Raw genomic sequence first — 15770 nt, 5'->3', positions numbered from 1 at the left:
CCCGAACGAGATCCGGAAAGCGGCACGCCCTGCCGCAAATATTTTTTTGCCGGATCTCAGGCCGGTCCCACCGTGACCCAGAAACGCGTGGTCCGGCGCACGCGCACCGGCAGCGCGCCCTGCAGCGCGGCCAGCGTGGCATCGCTGTCGTCCAGCGAGAACACGCCCGAGACGATCTGCCCGGCCACGGCCGGGTCGCAGCGCAGCACGCCACGGCGGTAGCGCGACAGCTCGGCCAGAAAGTCTTCGAGGCGCATGCGCTCGGCCACCAGCAGGCCGCGTGTCCAGGCGGCATCGCCCTGCGGCGGCAAGACGCCGGCCTGCACCGTCTCGGCGCCGAAGTCTGCCCACTCGCCGGCCTCCACGCGGCGCGACGGCCCCTGCAGCGGAGCGACGGCCACCGCCCCCTCGAATACTTCGACCCGGTCCCGCCCCGCTGCGCCGCCACCGTCCAGACGCACGGAAAACCGTGTCCCCAGCGCCTGCAGCGTGCCCCGGGGAGTCTCCACTATGAAGGGGCGATGCGCGCCGGCCGGATCCGACGCCGTGCGCACATGGATGGCACCCGCTCGCAGCAGCAGGCGGCGTTCCGTGGCCGTGTAGCGCAGGTCCAGCGCGCTGCCTGTGTCCAGCGTGACCACGGAGCCGTCGGCCAGTCGGTGCTCGCGCCGCTCGCCCGTGCCCGTGTGCAGCGCGGCCAGCTGACCGCTGCGCTCCAGTGCGCCATGACCGGCATAGAGCGCCACGCCCGTGCCCGCGCCCCAGGCCAGCACGCGCAGCGCCTTGCGCCTCCCGGCCGCGGGCGCACGCGCCGTGCGCAGCGTGCGCGAGGCCAGCTGCGGCGGCACGGCCTGCAAGCGCTGCTGCATTTGCATCAGCTGCTGCCAGGCCTCCTCGTGACGGGCATCGGCCGCGCGCCACGCGGCCAGGGCCTGGTGTTCGGCCTCGGTGGCGCTGCCCGACAGCAGCACGGCCATCCAGTCGAAGGCCTGGTCCAGGGCCTCGGTCGGATCGGCGGCAAGGAGTCCGGTGGCGGTGTGCGTCATTCCATCAGCGCCTGGAAACATGCCTGCAGCGCATCGCGCATGTGCTTGCGCACCGTGCGCTCGGCCGTGCCCACGCGCGGGGCGATCTCGGCATAGGTCAGGCCCTCGAACTGCGAGAGCATGAACACCTCGCGCACGCGCGGCGGCAGCGCATCCAGCATGGCGTCCACGCGCACCAGGGTCTGCAGTGCAATCGCCCGCTCTTGGGGCGAAGGCGCAAACGATTCGGGCAGCAGCGCCAGCGCCTCCAGATAGGCGGCCTCCAGCCTGCGCCGGCGCAGCAGGTCCACCACCAGTCCCTTGGCGATCTGCACCAGGTAGGCGCGCGGCTCCTCTTCCTGCCGGGGCAGGCGGCGCGAGACGATCAGGCGCACCCAGGTGTCCTGCGACAGGTCCGCAGCGTCGCAGGCGTTGCCCATGCGGCGCCGCAGCCAGCCCAGCAGCCAGGGCTGGTGGGCGACATAGAGCGATTGGATGGGGTCGGGAGCGGAGGGTGATGAGTGAGGCATCGGGGCAAGGCGCCATGGAGTGCCACGGCGCCAAAGACGAATGGTTCTTATTATCCATTCATCCCGGCGCCCTCCGCCCGCGCCGCAGTCGCCTACCAGCGATAGGTCACGCCTGCGGACACGGTGCGCGCCCTGCCGTAGTAGCAGCCAAAGGCGTAGTTGCAGCTGGAGACATAGTTCTTGTCGAACAGGTTCTGGACGTTGATGGTGCCCTCCAGCCCGCGCAGGCTGGCGTCGATCAGGCCCAGGTCATAGCGCAGCGCGGCATCGAAGACCAGGTAGGCCGGCGTGCGGAAGCTGTTGGCGGAGTCGCCGAAGGCGCTGCCCGACCAGCGCGCGCCCGCTCCCACGCTCAGGCCCGCATGCAGGTGGTGGTTGACCCACAGCGAGGCGCGCCAGCGCGGCGTCGAGGCCCATTGCTTGCCGATTTCTTCGGCATCGTTGGACCGCAGGGTGCGCATGTCGGCGTAGCTGAAGCCGCCGGCAATGTCCCAGGCCGCGCCCAGGCTGGCCTTGATCTCCATTTCCGCGCCCCGGGACTGCACCTCCCCGGTTTGCACCGAGTAGCCGGGGTGCTCGCGGTCCGTGGTGGTGAGATTGCGCTGGCGTATGTCGAACACCGCCAGGCTCAGCAGCAGGTTCTTGCCGGGTGGTTGGTACTTCACGCCCGCCTCGATCTGCTTGCCCGTGGTGGGATCGAAAGGCCGGCCATGGAAGTCCGTGCCCACGATGGGCACGAAGGACTCGGAATAGCTCAGGTAGGGCGCCACGCCGTTGCCGACCAGCCAGGTCACCCCCGCACGGCCCGTGAAGGCCTTGTGGTCCTGGCGGGTGCGCGTGGCCTCCATGAGGTCCTTGTTGTCGATGCCGGCCCAGTCATGGCGTCCGCCCACGGTCAGCACCAGATCGCGCCAGCGCATCTGGTCCTGCAGGTAGACCCCGGTCTGATCCACGGTGTTGTCCCAGCGTGTGGTCAGTGTGGGCGCAGCCGTGGGCAGGCCGTAGTCGGGCGCATACAGGTCGATGGGGGCAGAGGCGTAGTCGTTGTAGCCCTCGTACTTGCGCGAGAAGCGGCGGTAATCCAACCCGCCCAGCAGCGTGTGGCTCACGGGGCCGGTGCTGGCCTTGACCTCCAGGTGGTTGTCCAGGCTCAGCACGCTGTTGTGCTGCGCCCAGTCCAGCTTGGTGCGGGTGGCGCGGCCGTAGTCGATGGCTCCCTCGGCGTCGCGCGCAAAGGCGCGCAGGTAAAAGCCCTTCCAGCGGTCACGCACGTCGGTGAAAAGCAGCTTTTGCCGCCAAAGCACACTGTCGTTGAAGCGGTGCGCGAAGTCGGCGCCCAGCACGGCCTGGTTGCGCCAGAAGTCGTTGTAGCCAGGCTGGCCGTTGAAGAAGCTGCGGCTGATCCTTTTGCCGTCAGGTCCCTCGAACAGGCTGCCCACGGCCGGCATGGCCTGGTAATCCCACACGCCCTGGTCGCGCTGCAGTTGCGCATACAGGGTCAGCGAGGTGCGAGCATCGGGCCGCCAGGTCAGGCTGGGGGCCACGAACAGGCGGCTGCTGCGCGTGTGGTCGGCCTGCTGGCCGCCGCCATTGGCCACAGCCACCAGGCGGTAGAGCAGACCGCGCTCGGCATCCAGGGTGCCGGAGAGGTCCAGCGCCGCATCAGCGCGCCCGTGGCTGCCCACGCCCAGCCGCACCTCGCGCAAGGGTTCGGCCATGGGCCGCTTGCTGACCAGATTGATCACGCCGCCGGGCTGGTTCTGCCCGTAGAGCACCGAGGCCGGGCCCTTGAACACCTCGATGCGCTCCAGGCTGTAGGGCTCGATCTGGGCGGCACCTCCCAGGCTGCCCGCATACGGCAGGTAGGCGCCATCGAGGTACAGCGATGCCGGAGAGAAGCCGCGCGAGGCGGTTTCGTCGGCCTGCATGTAGTTCTCGGTATAGCCCGAGGAATCCACGCCCGGCGTATAGCGCAGCGCCTGGGAAACGCTGATGGCGCCCCGCGCGGCGATCTCGTCGGCGGTGACCACGTTGATGGTCTGGGGCACCTCGACGATGGCCGTATCGGTCTTGGAGCCTGCCGTGCTGCGCCGCGCCACGTAACCGGCCACCGGGCCTTCGCCGCCCACCTCCTCGGCGCGCGCGGTGACGATGACGGGCGCCAGCTCCATCCCGCTGCCGGCCGGCAGCTGCCGGACCTGCTCCACGCGCCGCAGCGCATAGCCGCCGCCGGCCTGGCGCACGGCCTGCCAGGCGGTGCCGGCCAGCAGCGCCTCGAAGGCAGCCTCCACCGTGTAGCTGCCGCGCAGTCCCGCGCTGCGCTGTCCGGCCGTCTGATCGGCCGTGAAGATCAGGGCCACGCCGGCCTGGGCGGCCGTGCTGCGCAAGGCGGCATCCAGCGGGCCGGCAGCGACGTCATAGCTGCGCTGGGCCTGGGCCAGCACGGCGGCGGGCATGAGCGCGATGGCCAGCGCCAGCGCGGGGTGGGGCATGAAAAGGGGTTGCATGGTCCTGGGTTCTCCCTGTGTTCCGATATCGAAAATCAAAGCTCTCGGCAACAAGGAAGCGCGGCGCGGGAAATCGGGTCACACCCGGCGCAAAAAAAGCGAAAAGGAAGAAAGGGCCTCAGCCGCGCGCCTGCGCAGGCTCCACCACCACCCACCAGCGCGTGCGCCAGCGCAGCTGCACGGGCAGCGCACCGGGCAGCATGGCCAGCACGGCGTCCGTGCCATCGATGCCCCCTTCGTCCAGCGGGAACACGCCCGAGAACCGCAGCCCGGCCACGGCCGGATCGGCATGCAGCCAGCCGGGGCGGTAGCGGTTGAGCTCGGCCAGGAAGTCGTCCAGGCGCTGGTTGTCCACCCACAATTGACCCCGGCTCCAGGCGTCATCCGCAGGGCCGGCCGGCTGCACCGTGCCCCAGCCCGTGCGCGTGAAGTCCATGGCCTCGCCCGCCTGCAGGCGCCGTGCGGATGCGCCTGTGCCGGCCGGGCGCAGCTCCACGGCGCCCTCGAACACCGCCACGCGCGCACCTGCCTGGCTGCTGCGCACCATGAAGCGCGTGCCCAGGGCGCGCACGCGGCCGTGGGCGGTCTCCACCACAAAGGGCAGATCGCCCAGCGCACCTGCGGGATGACCGGTGGTGAACAGCGCCTCGCCGGCCAGCAGGCGGAGCCGGCGCTCGCTGCCGTCGAACTGCAAGGCCACGGCGCTGCCGGGGCCCAGCAGCATGTCCGTGCCGTCGGGCAGGCTCCAGCGGCGGCGCTGCGTGCCGGTGGAGTAGTCGGCCGCCATCTGCTGCCACTGCGGCGTGCGGCTGGCCAGCCAGCCCCCGCCCGCCGCCGTGCCCAGGCCCGCGAACAGGCCCAGCAGGCGCCGCCGCGCAGCCCGGGGAGCAGCGGACAGGCCGCGATAGCCCGCGCCACCGGCATTGAGCCCCGTCAGCGCGCCCGTGACGGCCTGCAGATGGGCCCAGGCGCGGCCATGGTCGGCGTCTTCATCGAGCCAGCGCTGCCAGCGCGCCCGGTCGGCGGCCGAGGCCTGGCCCGATTGCAGCAGCGCAAACCAGCCGGCCGCCGCCCGCGCCACGCCGGCCGGCAAGGGCCGGCCCAGCGCCTGGGGCGCCTGGATACTGCTGCCGGGTAGCGGCGTGGCGCTGGACAGGCGCCGAGGATCGGAAGGAGGCACCGGCGCCATCAGGACAGCGCCAGCACGAAGCAGCGCTCATAGCCCTGGGCCAGGTAGCGCTTGACGCTGGTCATGGACACGCCCAGGCGCGTGGCGATGTCCGCATAGCTCAGGCCTTCGAGGTGGGCCAGCAGGAAGGCCTCGCGCACCTTGGGCGCCAGCGCGTCCAGCGCCTGGTCCACGGCCTGCAGTGATTCGAGCGCGATCAGCCGCTCCTCGGGCGAGGGAGCCAGCTCGGCCGGCAACAGGGCCAGGGTGTCGAGATAGGCGCGCTCCAGCAGCCGGCGCCGGTGCTGGCGAATCACAAGATGGCGGGCCACGGTGGCCAGGAAGGGGCGCGGCTGCTCGATGCGGCCGGCCATGCCCGAGGTGATCACGTTGACGAAAGTGTCGTGCGCGATATCGGAAGCCTCGAACACATTGCCCAGCTTGCGGCGCAGCCAGCCTTGCAGCCAGCCGTGGTGTTCGACATAGAGGGTGTGTACAGGATCGGCCGGTGCGCGCATGAAAAGACGGACGCGCCCCGGACTGGCGTGCCGCAGCGCTGAAGCTCGTTTGAGAATGGTTCGCATTCTAAACACGAGCTCAAAACCGTCGCTGCCCAAATCAGGGGCACCGAGGAAGGGCCGTCCCGCACCGAGGGTGCCGTCCCCCTCCCGCGAAGCGAGAGAGGGGGAAGCGGCGCAGCCGCTCAGGGGGTGCTAAAAATTCTCGTGTGCACCCAAATAGCGCCACTGGCCCACAGGCAGATTGCCCAGCGTCACGCGGCCGATGCGGATGCGCTTGAGGCCCACCACGCGCAGGCCCACCAGTTCGCACATGCGGCGGATCTGGCGTTTCTTGCCTTCGGTCAGCACGAAGCGCAGCTGCTCGGGGTTCTGCCAGTCCACCTTGGCGGGCTTGAGTTCCTCGCCGTCCAGCGACAGGCCATGGCACAGGCGTGCCAGCTGCTCGGCCGGGAACACGGATTGCACGTCGATGTCGCGGTCGCCGTAGGTCACGCGTACCAGGTACTCCTTGTCCATCTCCGAGTCTTCGCCAATGATCTGGCGCGCCACGCGGCCATCCTGGGTCATGACCAGCAGGCCCACGGAATCGATGTCCAGCCGGCCGCAGGGCGCCAGGCCCTTGAGCTGCGCGAAGTTGAAGCGCGTGCGGCTGGTGTCCTGGTTCCAGTGGTTCTGGGGAGTGACCAGGACCACGGCGGGCTCGTGGCCATCCTCGGCCTGTCCGCTGACGTAGCCCATGGGCTTGTGGATCAGGATGGTGACCTGCTGGTCCTGGCGGTCACGTGCCTCGCGCTCGACCGTGATGCGGTCGGCGGCCACCACGTTCTGGCCCATGACGGCGAGTTCGCCGTTGACGCGGACCCAGCCCTTGTCCACCCACTCGTCGGCCTCGCGGCGCGAGCACAGGCCCATGTCGGCCAGGCGCTTGTTGATGCGCACGGCGCCCGGAACCTGCTCCTGCACGGGCGCGGGGGCACGCTTGACGGGAATCTCGCGGCTGGCGCCACCGTCGGCGGGACGGTAGGTGCGGATGCCGCTGAGCGGACGGTAGGCGGGTTCGGCCTGGGCCGGCGCATCGCGGCGCGGGCCGCGGGCGTCATCACGGCGGGGACCGCGCGCATCGTCGCGGCGGGGGCCCCGGGCGTCGTCACGGGGGCGATCACGGAAGCCGCCTTCCCGGGGGCCGTCACATTGCCCATCACGCGGACGCTCGTCGCGCTGGCCATAGGGCCGGTCGCGGCGATCATCCGGGCGGGGCGGACGCGGGGGACGGGAGTCGCGCATGTCGCCCGCATGGCGCGTGTCACGCGCATCACGGGGATCGCGCTGCTCGCGCGGGGCACGGTTTTCGCCGCCGCCCTGGCCACGCCAGTCGCCACGCGGCTGGGAACGGTCCAGGTCCTCGGCACGGCCGAAACCGCTGCTGCGCGGGCGCTGATCACGGGCGTCGCCGCGGGGTGCCGCATCACGGGCATCGCCGCGAGGGCCTGCGTCACGGCGGTCGGAGCGCTCGTAGCGTTCATTGCGCCCGCCGCGGTCATTGCGGTCATTGCGGTCGTTGCGCGGGCCGCGTGCGCCCGCAGATCTGCCTGCGCCACCAGAGGGGCGGCGGGCATCGCCAGCCGGCTCGGCCTGTGGCTTTTCGGGGCGGCGCAGCACAGGGCGCGCGGAGGGCGCTGCCGCCTCGTCGGCGCCGGGCCGGGACGGTTTGGAAGAAGTAGGGGATGACATTAGGCCGCCATTGTCGCGCGGCACGGCCTGCAGCGGCAGCGCCCTGCGGCCAATACGGGCATTGCGCTCGGCTATCGGCCCCGCGCTGCCCCGGCCCGCCGGGACCCCTGCGCGGTCCCGCAGCGAAGCGCCTGCACGAAGGACGGCACACCCGTTGTGCGAGCCCGATTCCCGTCCATGGCAATGCACCTGGCCCCCAGGCCCATCCCATTCGCTGTATCCGTCGCGATATGCATATTCATATGAATCCCCAATGAAAGATGGATCAGGTTGAATCAACTCGCCACGAAAATTCGCCATCCGGCCAATGAGGAAATAACAGCCCATGGCATTGAATATGTAAAAAACTGTATTTCTCACGAGCGCATTCATTCATTTTCCATTGCAAACCAATCCATTGGGCTTGCCATTTCCCATGTATCTCCCCATAGAATGGCGCCCGTCCAGAGACAGGGGCTCTCTTTCGAGACAACAGCCCTGCGCGCAGCGCCCGCTGCGGCATCCAGACCATCACGCCCGGAATCCCGCCTCATTTAACAAGGAAAACCATGAGCGATACACCCAACCTATTGAATTCCATGCCCTTGAAAGAACAATTCAAGGCGCTGCTCATCACCAAAATGGACTTGACGGGAATCGAGTGGTCCGATATGGAGACCGCCATCGGCCCGAATGCCGACAAATACCGTCCGCTGTGGGAGCGCATGGTCAGTGGGAAAAAGGGATTCTTCGCCGCACTCAGTCCCTGCTGGACGGCCATTCCCTTCATGGGCGTGTCCTGGGCCATTGCCCGCCGCGTCTACGCCTATGCCGTGGTGGCCTTCATCACCCTGTTGATCATCAACCTGCTGATGCCCGGCACGGGCGGCGCGGGCCGCGTGCTCGGCATCGCGGTGGCGATTTCCTTCACTGTCAAGCGCACCTACCTGCAGTGGCTGGTCACGCGCGTACAGCAGATCAACCAGAGGGGCCTGGTGGGCGCTGCGCGCGAAGAGGCGCTGCGCCAGATCGGTGGCCTGGACCAGAAGAACGGCTGGATCTCCTTCGGCGTGCTGCTGGCCATCGGCATCGTGCTGGCCGCCTTCTGAAGCGCCAGGCCCGCAGATCAGCGGTCCACGGGCAGCCGGTCGCACAGGGCCACCAACTGCGCCAACTGGGGGCCCACATCCCGGATCAGCGTGCGGGCCGGCATGCGCAGGCCCGGCACGGCGCAGTTGAACAGCAGCCGGCGCGACCCGTAGCGGATGCGGGAGGCCGCGCCCACTGCGCACACGCCCAGGCCGGAGTCGCCCATGTTGACCGCGAAGCCCCGGGCGGCATAGTGCGCCAGGCTTTCGCTGGCGTTGTCCCTGCAGCGCGCATATTCCTCGGGCCGCTGGCTGCGCACGCGGTCCAGGAAGCGCTGCAGTTCCCCGGCATCGAGCTGGGCAAGCCCTGCCCGGCCCATGGCCGTTTCCAGCACGCCGCGAACCGCGCCCACGCCGGGGCGCTTGAGCGTGCCGCCCTCCCAGGCGCAGGTATCCAGGTAGACCACATCCAGGTCCATGACCACGCCCACCGATACCGCCCCCTTCACACGGTCGGCCAGCGCCTGCATGGGCAGGCGCAGCGGGCCGAGCAAGGGCGTATTGATCACATAGGGGTAGCCCAGGGCGACGGCGGCCGGGCCGACGAAATAGCGGTCCAGCCGCTCGTCATGGTCCAGGTAGCCCATGGTCTGCAGGCTGCGGCACAGCCTGGACACGGTGGGGCGCGGCAGGCCCAGGCGGCGGGCCAGCTCGCTGTTGGCATGCGGGCGCGGGTCGCTGACGAAGCACTGCAGGATCATCAGCCCCTTGGCCAGCGTGCCCGCGAAATACGGGTCCTGCTCGCGGATGCGGCAGACATCCTGCGAATCCCTGGGTTGGTGGGCAATGGGGGTGTGGGGCACGTGGCGATTGTGCGGACCACCGCCGCAAAGCCGCAACTGCATTTCAATATTTGAAACTGCATTGCAGCCCTGGTGCCCGCGCTTCCTACAGTGCGGCCCATGAGCCAAGCCCCCACCCCCCATCCCGCCGACGCCCGCCTGCAGGCGTTGATTGCAGACATCCGCCATTTCGTGCGCCACCGCTGGCATCCGCTGGAGGAGCAGATCGAGCGCGATGACGAGATCCCGCCTGCCGTAGTCCAGGAACTGCGCGACAAGGGCTATTTCGGCTGGAGCATTCCCCAGGCCCATGGCGGCCTGGGCCTGAGCACCGAGGAGCTGGTGCGCTGCGCCTTCGAGCTGTCCCAGGCCTCGGTGGCGCTGCGGGCCCGCGTGGGCACCAACACCGGCATTGGCTCCGAAGCCCTCGTGGCCGACGGCACCGAGGCGCAAAAGCAGCGCTGGCTGCCGCGCATGGCGCGCGGCGAGCTCACGGGTTGCCTGGCGCTGACCGAGCCGGACGCGGGCTCGGAGGCGAGCAACATCCAGACCACGGCGCGCCGCGAGGGCGACCACTATGTGCTCAACGGCAGCAAGCGCTTCATCACCAATGCGCCGCTGGCCGATGTGTTCACCGTCATCGCCCGCACCGGCGAAGGCAGCACGGGCAGCGAGGGGCTGACGGCCTTCTTCGTGGAACGCTCGCCGGGCCTGGTGACGGGCCAGCCCTATCGCAAGATGGGCCAGGCGGGCTCGCCCGTGTCGGACGTGCATTTCCAGGACTGCCGCGTGCCGGCCGACCAGATCATCGGCGGGCGCGAGGGCCAGGGCTTCAAGACCGTGATGAAGGTGCTCAACAAGCAGCGCCTGCACCTGGCCGCGCTGTGCACGGGGCCGGCGATCCGCATGCTGGACCTGGCGCTGGCCCATGTGCGCCAGCGCGAGCAGTTCGGCCAGCCGGTGGCGAACTTCCAGCTGGTGCAGGCCATGCTGGCCGACAGCCGCACCGAGATCTTCGCGGCGCAATCCATGATCCTGGAGGCCGCCCGCGCCCGCGACCGGGGCGAGGACGTGGCGCTGTCCGCCTCCATGTGCAAGTACTTCGCCTCCGAGATGTGCGGCCGCGTGGCCGACCGCGCCGTGCAGATGTTCGGCGGCGCGGGCTATGTGGCCGACTTCAGCCCCATCGAGCGCTACTTCCGCGACGTGCGCCTGTTCCGCCTCTACGAAGGCACCAGCCAGATCCACCAGCTCAACATCGCCAAGCTCATGCTGCGCGAGAGTGCCTGACACCGGAGGCCCCCATGACACGCCCCCTCACCTCGAAGCACCTGGCCACCCTGGGCCTGCTGGCCGCGCTGTGTGCCTGCGCGCAGGCTGCCCAAGCGGCACAGACGGCCCAAGCGGCTTTTCCCGATCGGCCCGTGCGCGTGATCGTTCCCTTTCCCGCAGGCGGCAGCACCGACCTCGTGGCCCGAGCGCTGTCGGTGGAACTGGGCAAGGCCCTGGGACAGCCCGTGGTGGTGGAGAACAAGCCGGGCGCGGGCAGCCTGGTCGGCTCGGAACTCGTGGCCCGCGCCGCGCCCGACGGCTACACCCTGCTCATGGCAGGCCTGAGCAATGTCTTCCTGCCCCATGTGCACGCCAACCTCAAGTGGAATCCGCTGACCGACTACGAGTACATCGGCCTGGTGGCGGACCTGCCCAACGTCATCGCCGTCAACGCCAAGACCCCCTACCGCACGCTGGCCGAACTGGTGGCGGCCGACAAGGCCAGGCCCGGCACGCTGTCCTTCGGCTCGGCCGGCACGGCCACGCCCTCGCACCTGGTCTGCGAGATGGTCAACCACCGGCTCGGCACCAAGATGCAGCACCTGCCCTACAAGGGCAACGCCCCGGCCGTCAACGACCTCATGGCCGGCCACATCCCGGTGATGTGCAACAACCTGGGCGGCACCCTGCCCTACATGCAGGGCGGGCAGATCCGCATCCTGGCGCAGACCGGCAAGAGCCGCTCGCCCGCCGCGCCCGACATTCCCACCTTTGCCGAGCTGGGCGTGGCCGGGCTGGACACCGGCCTGTGGGTGGGCCTGGCCGCGCCCAAGGGCACGCCGCAGCAGATCGTGGCCACGCTCAACCAGGCGCTGGCCAAGGCCATGGCCTTGCCCAAGACACGAGACAAGCTGGCACGCCTGGGCGCCACGCCGCTGCCCACGCAGGCGGCGGACTTCCACCAGCGCGTGGCCGAAGACCGCCGCGCCTGGGAGCCCGTGCTGAAGAACGTGGACCTGAAAGGCAACTGATGCAGCGCCAAGGCTATCCGCTGGAGGGTGTGCGCATCCTCGACATGGCCACGGTGCTGGCCGCCCCCTTCTCGGCCACCCTGTGCGGCGACCTGGGCGCCGACGTCGTCAAGCTGGAGCTGCCCGGCGGCGGCGACACGCTGCGCAGCCTGGCCCCCGTGCACGACGGCCACGCCGTGTTCTGGAAAACCGCCAACCGGGGCAAGCAGGGCATCTCGCTGGACGTGCGCAAGGCCGAGGGCCGCATGCTGTTCCTGCGGCTGATCGAGGATTTCGACGTGCTCGTGGAGAACTTCCGCACCGGCACGCTGGACCGCTGGGGGCTGGACCTGGCCACCTTGCATGCCCGCAACCCGCGCCTCATCGTGCTGCGCCTGACGGGCTTCGGCCAGACCGGCCCCTATGCGCGCCGGCCGGGCTTTGCGCGCATCTTCGAGGCCATGAGCGGCTTCGCCCACCTCACGGGCGAGGCGGGAGGCCCGCCCCAGCACATGAACTACCCACTGGGCGATGCCGTGGCCGGGCTGTTCGGCGCCTTCTCCATCGCGGCCGCACTGGCCGAGCGCAATGCAAAGCCTCCAGGCGAACGGCGCGGCCTGGAGATCGACCTGTCGGCCACCGAAGCCATGCTGCGCCTGCTGGACCCGCTGGCGGCCGAGTACCAGCTGGGCGGACAGGCACGCAGCCGCACGGGATCGTGCGCGGGCTACACGGCGCCCTCCAACGTCTACCGCACGCGCGACGGCGCCTGGCTCACTGTGGTCGCCACGGGCGATGCCATCTTCGCGCGCCTGTGCCAGGCCATGGACCGCGCCGACCTGGCCGCCGACCCGCGCTTTGCGGACAACGCCGCGCGCATCCGCCACCTGCAGGCACTGGATGCGCTGATCGTGCAATGGTGCGCAGGCCTGGACTGCACCCAGGCCATGGCCGCGCTGGCCGCGCACGACATCCCGTTCAGCAAGGTCTGTTCGGCCCAGGACGTGCTGCAGGACCCGCATTTCGCGGCACGCGGCAGCTTCATCGCGCTGCCCGACCCCGACCTGGGCCCCCTCACCGCCCCCGCGCCCGTGCCACGCTTCACCGGCCGCCAGGCCCCTTCGCCCCGCAGCGGCCCGGCCACCGGCCAGGACAATGCACGCATCTATGCGGCATTGGGGCTGGATGCGCAGCAGCAGGAGAGGCTGCGGCGCGAGGGCGTGATCTGAAAATGTGCAGTGCTGGCGTCAGATGGCCAGCCGTGCGGCCAGCAGGTCCGCCTGCTCGGCGAACTTGCGGGGATGGGACGTGCGCAGCTGCGCCAGGTTCTGCACCTTCCATCGCACGCCGGGCAGGTGTTCGAGATGGGCGATGTCCAGCGCCGGCCAGTCGGGGGCTCCAGCGGCCAGCGACAGCAAAAAGCGCCGCTCACTGGCATCCAGCCCTTGCTGAAGCTCCCGCAGCAACCGCTCGCGTGCTGCGAGCAGAGATTGCAGCGACACAGGCTCGGCCGTCATGCCCCGGAAGTTGTTTTCGAAATCGTGCCGGACATCACGCAAGGGAGGAAACAGCACTTCGTGCAACGGCCGGTTGCTACAGGCCAGATAGACCACGAACGCGCGCCGGATGCCAGGAGTGATGCCGCCGTGCGCGAACAGCTGCATCACATCGAACAGATCACGCGGGTGCTGCCGATCCAGGGCGGCCACGAGCTTGCCGCCGTACACGTCCTCTGCGGAGACCACGGGAATCTCCAGGTCAGCCATCAGCACATCGCGCGCAGTTGGCGTGAGCGAGGCCTGCCGCACCGGCAGCACCGTGCCCCGCATGACATAGTTCACTTCGATCTTGACCTGCACGGGACCGCGGCGCACCAGCAGCTTGGTCTGGCCCGCTGCAGCCACCGGCGCATGGGTCTGGAAGCCCCGCTTCGTCAGACGTTCTGCCGCTTGCCGGATGGCCTCATTGATCCGTTGCAGCGCCTCATCGCGCGACGGCCTGTGGTCGGGAAACACCAGGTCCAGATCAACGGACAGACGCGGCATATCGCGCACGAACAGGTTGATCGCGGTTCCGCCCTTCAGCGCGAACGTGTCATCCACAAACACCAGCGGCGCGACCTGTGTCAACAGGCGCGCGGTATCGAGATAGGTCTGGTTCATGCCTTGAGCACCAACAGACCATCGGCTGATCGGGACACCCAGGGCCGGCCGCTGCCCGTGGGCAGCATGGCCGGATCGAGCCTTGCAGCCCAGGGCAGCGCCCCCTCGCGCCCGAGTTGAAGGCACAGGCGCACGGTCTTGACGCTGGTGCAGCGCTGCAGAAGTTCACGCAGCACATCGGCGCGCAGGCTGTACGCGCTCTCCACCAGCTCCCTGGCTTCCTGCAGCGGCTGGCGCACGCCCACATCGCTCAGAAGCTCCAGCAGTGCACGCTCCGGCGCCGAGACCTGGGCGGCACCGCTGCGTTGTTCGAAGGGCCCGACATGCAGCAAGGCACCGGGTTGCTCGTCGAACAGCCTCTTGCGGTGGTATTCAGCGGGAAAACGCTCGGTGAACCATGGCGGCAGCTGCCCGGCGGCCCAGCCATACAGCTGCAGCACCGGCTGCTGCGCCACATACTGGCGCATGCCGTACCAGTCCAGCGCCGACTTGCCCCCCACATGCAGGCCCTCCAGGCGGCGCTGCAGCACGCCCAGGCTCGGATGCAGGGCCAGACTGTCGTTGGGCCGGCAGAAGACCCCCCGCATCAGGCGCTTCAGCCAGCCCGCGCGCACGTAGTGGACAGCCAGGTCTGCGGAGATGCCCAGCCCTGCCAGATCCTGCGAGGTGATGGGTGTGCCCGCAGGCAGCTGCGTGTAGAGCGCGTTTAATTTGCTTGCCCCGGTCGTAGTCATGCTGCGATTCAAGCACTTATTCCAAACACGGGCAACTTTGATATTTCCTTCCAATCGTAGTTCTACTACGATTTTCAATACTTTTCAAAATTTCATGGCGACATGCATCGGTACTGGTCCATGCCGATGGGTACGGCGCCAAAGCGGACGCCGCGCATGCTCAGGCCGCCCGCCGCGCCGTCGCAAACAGCCCGCTGCGCAGCGCTTCCAGGTCGAGCACGCGCAGGCCGCCGTACTCCACGACGATGGCGTTTTCGCGCTGCAGCACGGACAGCGCCTCGTTGACGCGCTGGCGTGACAGGCCCACCAGGTAGGCCAGCTCCTGCTGGGTGATGCGCAGCACCTCGCCCACGCCCGGGTACAGCAGCGGGTGAAAGAGCGCGGCCAGGCTGCGGGCCACGCGCAGGTCGGGGTTGGTGAGGCGGTCGATTTCGCGGGCCGAGATGAACTGGCCCAGGCGCTCGTTGAGCTGGCTCATGACGAAGCGGTTGAAGCCGATGGAGTGGTCCAGCAGCCAGTGGAAGGTGTCGATGGGCAGGCCGGCGACCACGCTTTTGCGGATGGCCTGCACGTTGTAGCGGTAGGGCTCGCGCTTGACGGCCGTGCCCTCGCCGAACCAGCCGCCCGGAGGCAGGCCGGCCAGCGTCATGCTGGCGCCATCGGCGCCATCGGTGTTCATCTTGAGCAGGCCTTCGACCACGCCGAACCAGTAGGTGGGCGCGCGGCCGGTGCGGCAGACGTAGTCGCCGGACTGTGCGTCGCCGACGACCAGCGCCTTGTGCGCGCGCTCGCGCTCGGCGGGCTGGAGCAGGGCCAGCCAGGGAATGCCATCGAGTTCCTCGGGTCGGGGCGCACGGCGGCGCTGGTGCAGTGACAGTTCTTGGCTCATGGAGTCGCGGCGAGGGTGCGCGGATGAATCAACAAAACCACCCAAGCATTGCCCGAGGCCAGTGGCTGGCGTGAGCGGGATTTCCAGAAGGACGGCGACCCGCTGCGAACGGGCTGGAGCGCAAGCCCCCCAACGGGCAATGAGACCGTTTTGGCACCATTTGTTACGGCGCGTTTTCCCGATGATGAGTTTCCCGAAGATTGTCGTCAAACAGACACCACGGCGTCAAAGCCAGTCCTACGATGCAGTCCAAGCCGGTGGGTCTCAGCCTGGGCATTTGCACCACGCGGCCACCATCCACGAACAACCAAG

14 protein-coding genes are annotated in these 15770 nt (G+C 69.1%); 4 read left to right on the top strand and 10 right to left on the bottom strand.

Annotation, left to right across the window (positions count from 1 at the left end; translation table 11 throughout):
• Positions 1 to 56 precede the first annotated feature (56 nt).
• The 6 genes from ACF8NF_RS06975 to ACF8NF_RS06950 form a co-directional block, all read right to left on the bottom strand.
• On the bottom strand, positions 57 to 1046 hold the full coding sequence (locus ACF8NF_RS06975; RefSeq protein WP_070080687.1) for a FecR domain-containing protein: 990 nt from the start codon (positions 1044 to 1046) through the stop codon (positions 57 to 59).
• Entirely contained in the window at positions 1043 to 1555 is a 513-nt protein-coding gene (locus tag ACF8NF_RS06970; RefSeq protein WP_047218485.1) for a sigma-70 family RNA polymerase sigma factor, read from the bottom strand. Before ACF8NF_RS06970 ends, ACF8NF_RS06975 begins: the two co-directional genes overlap by 4 nt.
• Before the next feature lie 92 nt (positions 1556 to 1647).
• On the bottom strand, positions 1648 to 4062 hold the full coding sequence (locus ACF8NF_RS06965) for a TonB-dependent siderophore receptor (RefSeq protein WP_392450319.1): 2415 nt from the start codon (positions 4060 to 4062) through the stop codon (positions 1648 to 1650).
• Positions 4063 to 4180: 118 nt separating this feature from the next.
• Positions 4181 to 5251, bottom strand: coding sequence for a FecR domain-containing protein (locus tag ACF8NF_RS06960; RefSeq protein ID WP_392450318.1), 1071 nt, complete (start codon positions 5249 to 5251; stop codon positions 4181 to 4183).
• Positions 5251 to 5748 carry a sigma-70 family RNA polymerase sigma factor gene (locus ACF8NF_RS06955; protein ID WP_013804342.1) on the bottom strand — a complete coding sequence of 166 codons (498 nt, stop codon included), beginning with the start codon at positions 5746 to 5748 and terminating at the stop codon, positions 5251 to 5253. Before ACF8NF_RS06955 ends, ACF8NF_RS06960 begins: the two co-directional genes overlap by 1 nt.
• Positions 5749 to 5943: 195 nt before the next feature.
• Entirely contained in the window at positions 5944 to 7854 is a 1911-nt protein-coding gene (locus ACF8NF_RS06950) for a pseudouridine synthase (protein WP_392450317.1), read from the bottom strand.
• Positions 7855 to 8030: 176 nt separating this feature from the next.
• On the opposite strand from ACF8NF_RS06950, the gene ACF8NF_RS06945 reads away from it, so the two are divergent.
• Positions 8031 to 8570 (top strand): hypothetical protein, encoded by a 540-nt coding sequence (locus ACF8NF_RS06945; protein WP_392450315.1) that lies wholly within the window; start codon positions 8031 to 8033, stop codon positions 8568 to 8570.
• A gap of 17 nt (positions 8571 to 8587) precedes the next feature.
• Here the strand turns inward: ACF8NF_RS06945 and ACF8NF_RS06940 are convergent, their stop codons facing one another.
• A complete protein-coding gene (locus ACF8NF_RS06940) occupies positions 8588 to 9454 on the bottom strand; it encodes an IclR family transcriptional regulator (protein WP_016446586.1) in 867 nt (288 codons plus the stop codon).
• 57 nt (positions 9455 to 9511) lie between these two features.
• On the opposite strand from ACF8NF_RS06940, the gene ACF8NF_RS06935 reads away from it, so the two are divergent.
• The 3 genes from ACF8NF_RS06935 to ACF8NF_RS06925 are packed head-to-tail and all read left to right on the top strand — an operon-like array spanning position 9512 to position 12902.
• Positions 9512 to 10681, top strand: a complete 1170-nt coding sequence (locus ACF8NF_RS06935) for an acyl-CoA dehydrogenase family protein (protein ID WP_312840059.1) — start codon at positions 9512 to 9514, stop codon at positions 10679 to 10681.
• A gap of 14 nt (positions 10682 to 10695) precedes the next feature.
• Positions 10696 to 11694, top strand: coding sequence for a tripartite tricarboxylate transporter substrate binding protein (locus ACF8NF_RS06930; protein ID WP_126311341.1), 999 nt, complete (start codon positions 10696 to 10698; stop codon positions 11692 to 11694).
• On the top strand, positions 11694 to 12902 hold the full coding sequence (locus ACF8NF_RS06925) for a CaiB/BaiF CoA-transferase family protein (protein ID WP_154835897.1): 1209 nt from the start codon (positions 11694 to 11696) through the stop codon (positions 12900 to 12902). The genes ACF8NF_RS06930 and ACF8NF_RS06925 overlap by 1 nt, the downstream gene beginning before the upstream one ends.
• A gap of 18 nt (positions 12903 to 12920) precedes the next feature.
• Here the strand turns inward: ACF8NF_RS06925 and ACF8NF_RS06920 are convergent, their stop codons facing one another.
• The 3 genes from ACF8NF_RS06920 to ACF8NF_RS06910 all read right to left on the bottom strand — a co-directional run bounded on the left by ACF8NF_RS06920 (position 12921) and on the right by ACF8NF_RS06910 (position 15458).
• Positions 12921 to 13835 carry a nucleotidyl transferase AbiEii/AbiGii toxin family protein gene (locus ACF8NF_RS06920; RefSeq protein ID WP_154835899.1) on the bottom strand — a complete coding sequence of 305 codons (915 nt, stop codon included), beginning with the start codon at positions 13833 to 13835 and terminating at the stop codon, positions 12921 to 12923.
• Positions 13832 to 14569, bottom strand: coding sequence for a type IV toxin-antitoxin system AbiEi family antitoxin (locus tag ACF8NF_RS06915; protein WP_017405425.1), 738 nt, complete (start codon positions 14567 to 14569; stop codon positions 13832 to 13834). Before ACF8NF_RS06915 ends, ACF8NF_RS06920 begins: the two co-directional genes overlap by 4 nt.
• A 160-nt stretch (positions 14570 to 14729) precedes the next feature.
• Positions 14730 to 15458, bottom strand: coding sequence for a Crp/Fnr family transcriptional regulator (locus ACF8NF_RS06910; RefSeq protein WP_016446592.1), 729 nt, complete (start codon positions 15456 to 15458; stop codon positions 14730 to 14732).
• Positions 15459 to 15770 lie beyond the last annotated feature (312 nt).

Source organism: Delftia sp. WSY_22, assembly GCF_043104185.1.
Classification (GTDB): Bacteria; Pseudomonadota; Gammaproteobacteria; order Burkholderiales; family Burkholderiaceae_C; genus Comamonas; species Comamonas tsuruhatensis.
Note: the sequence above shows the minus strand (reverse complement) of the source record. Positions and strands in the feature narration are given on the sequence as shown.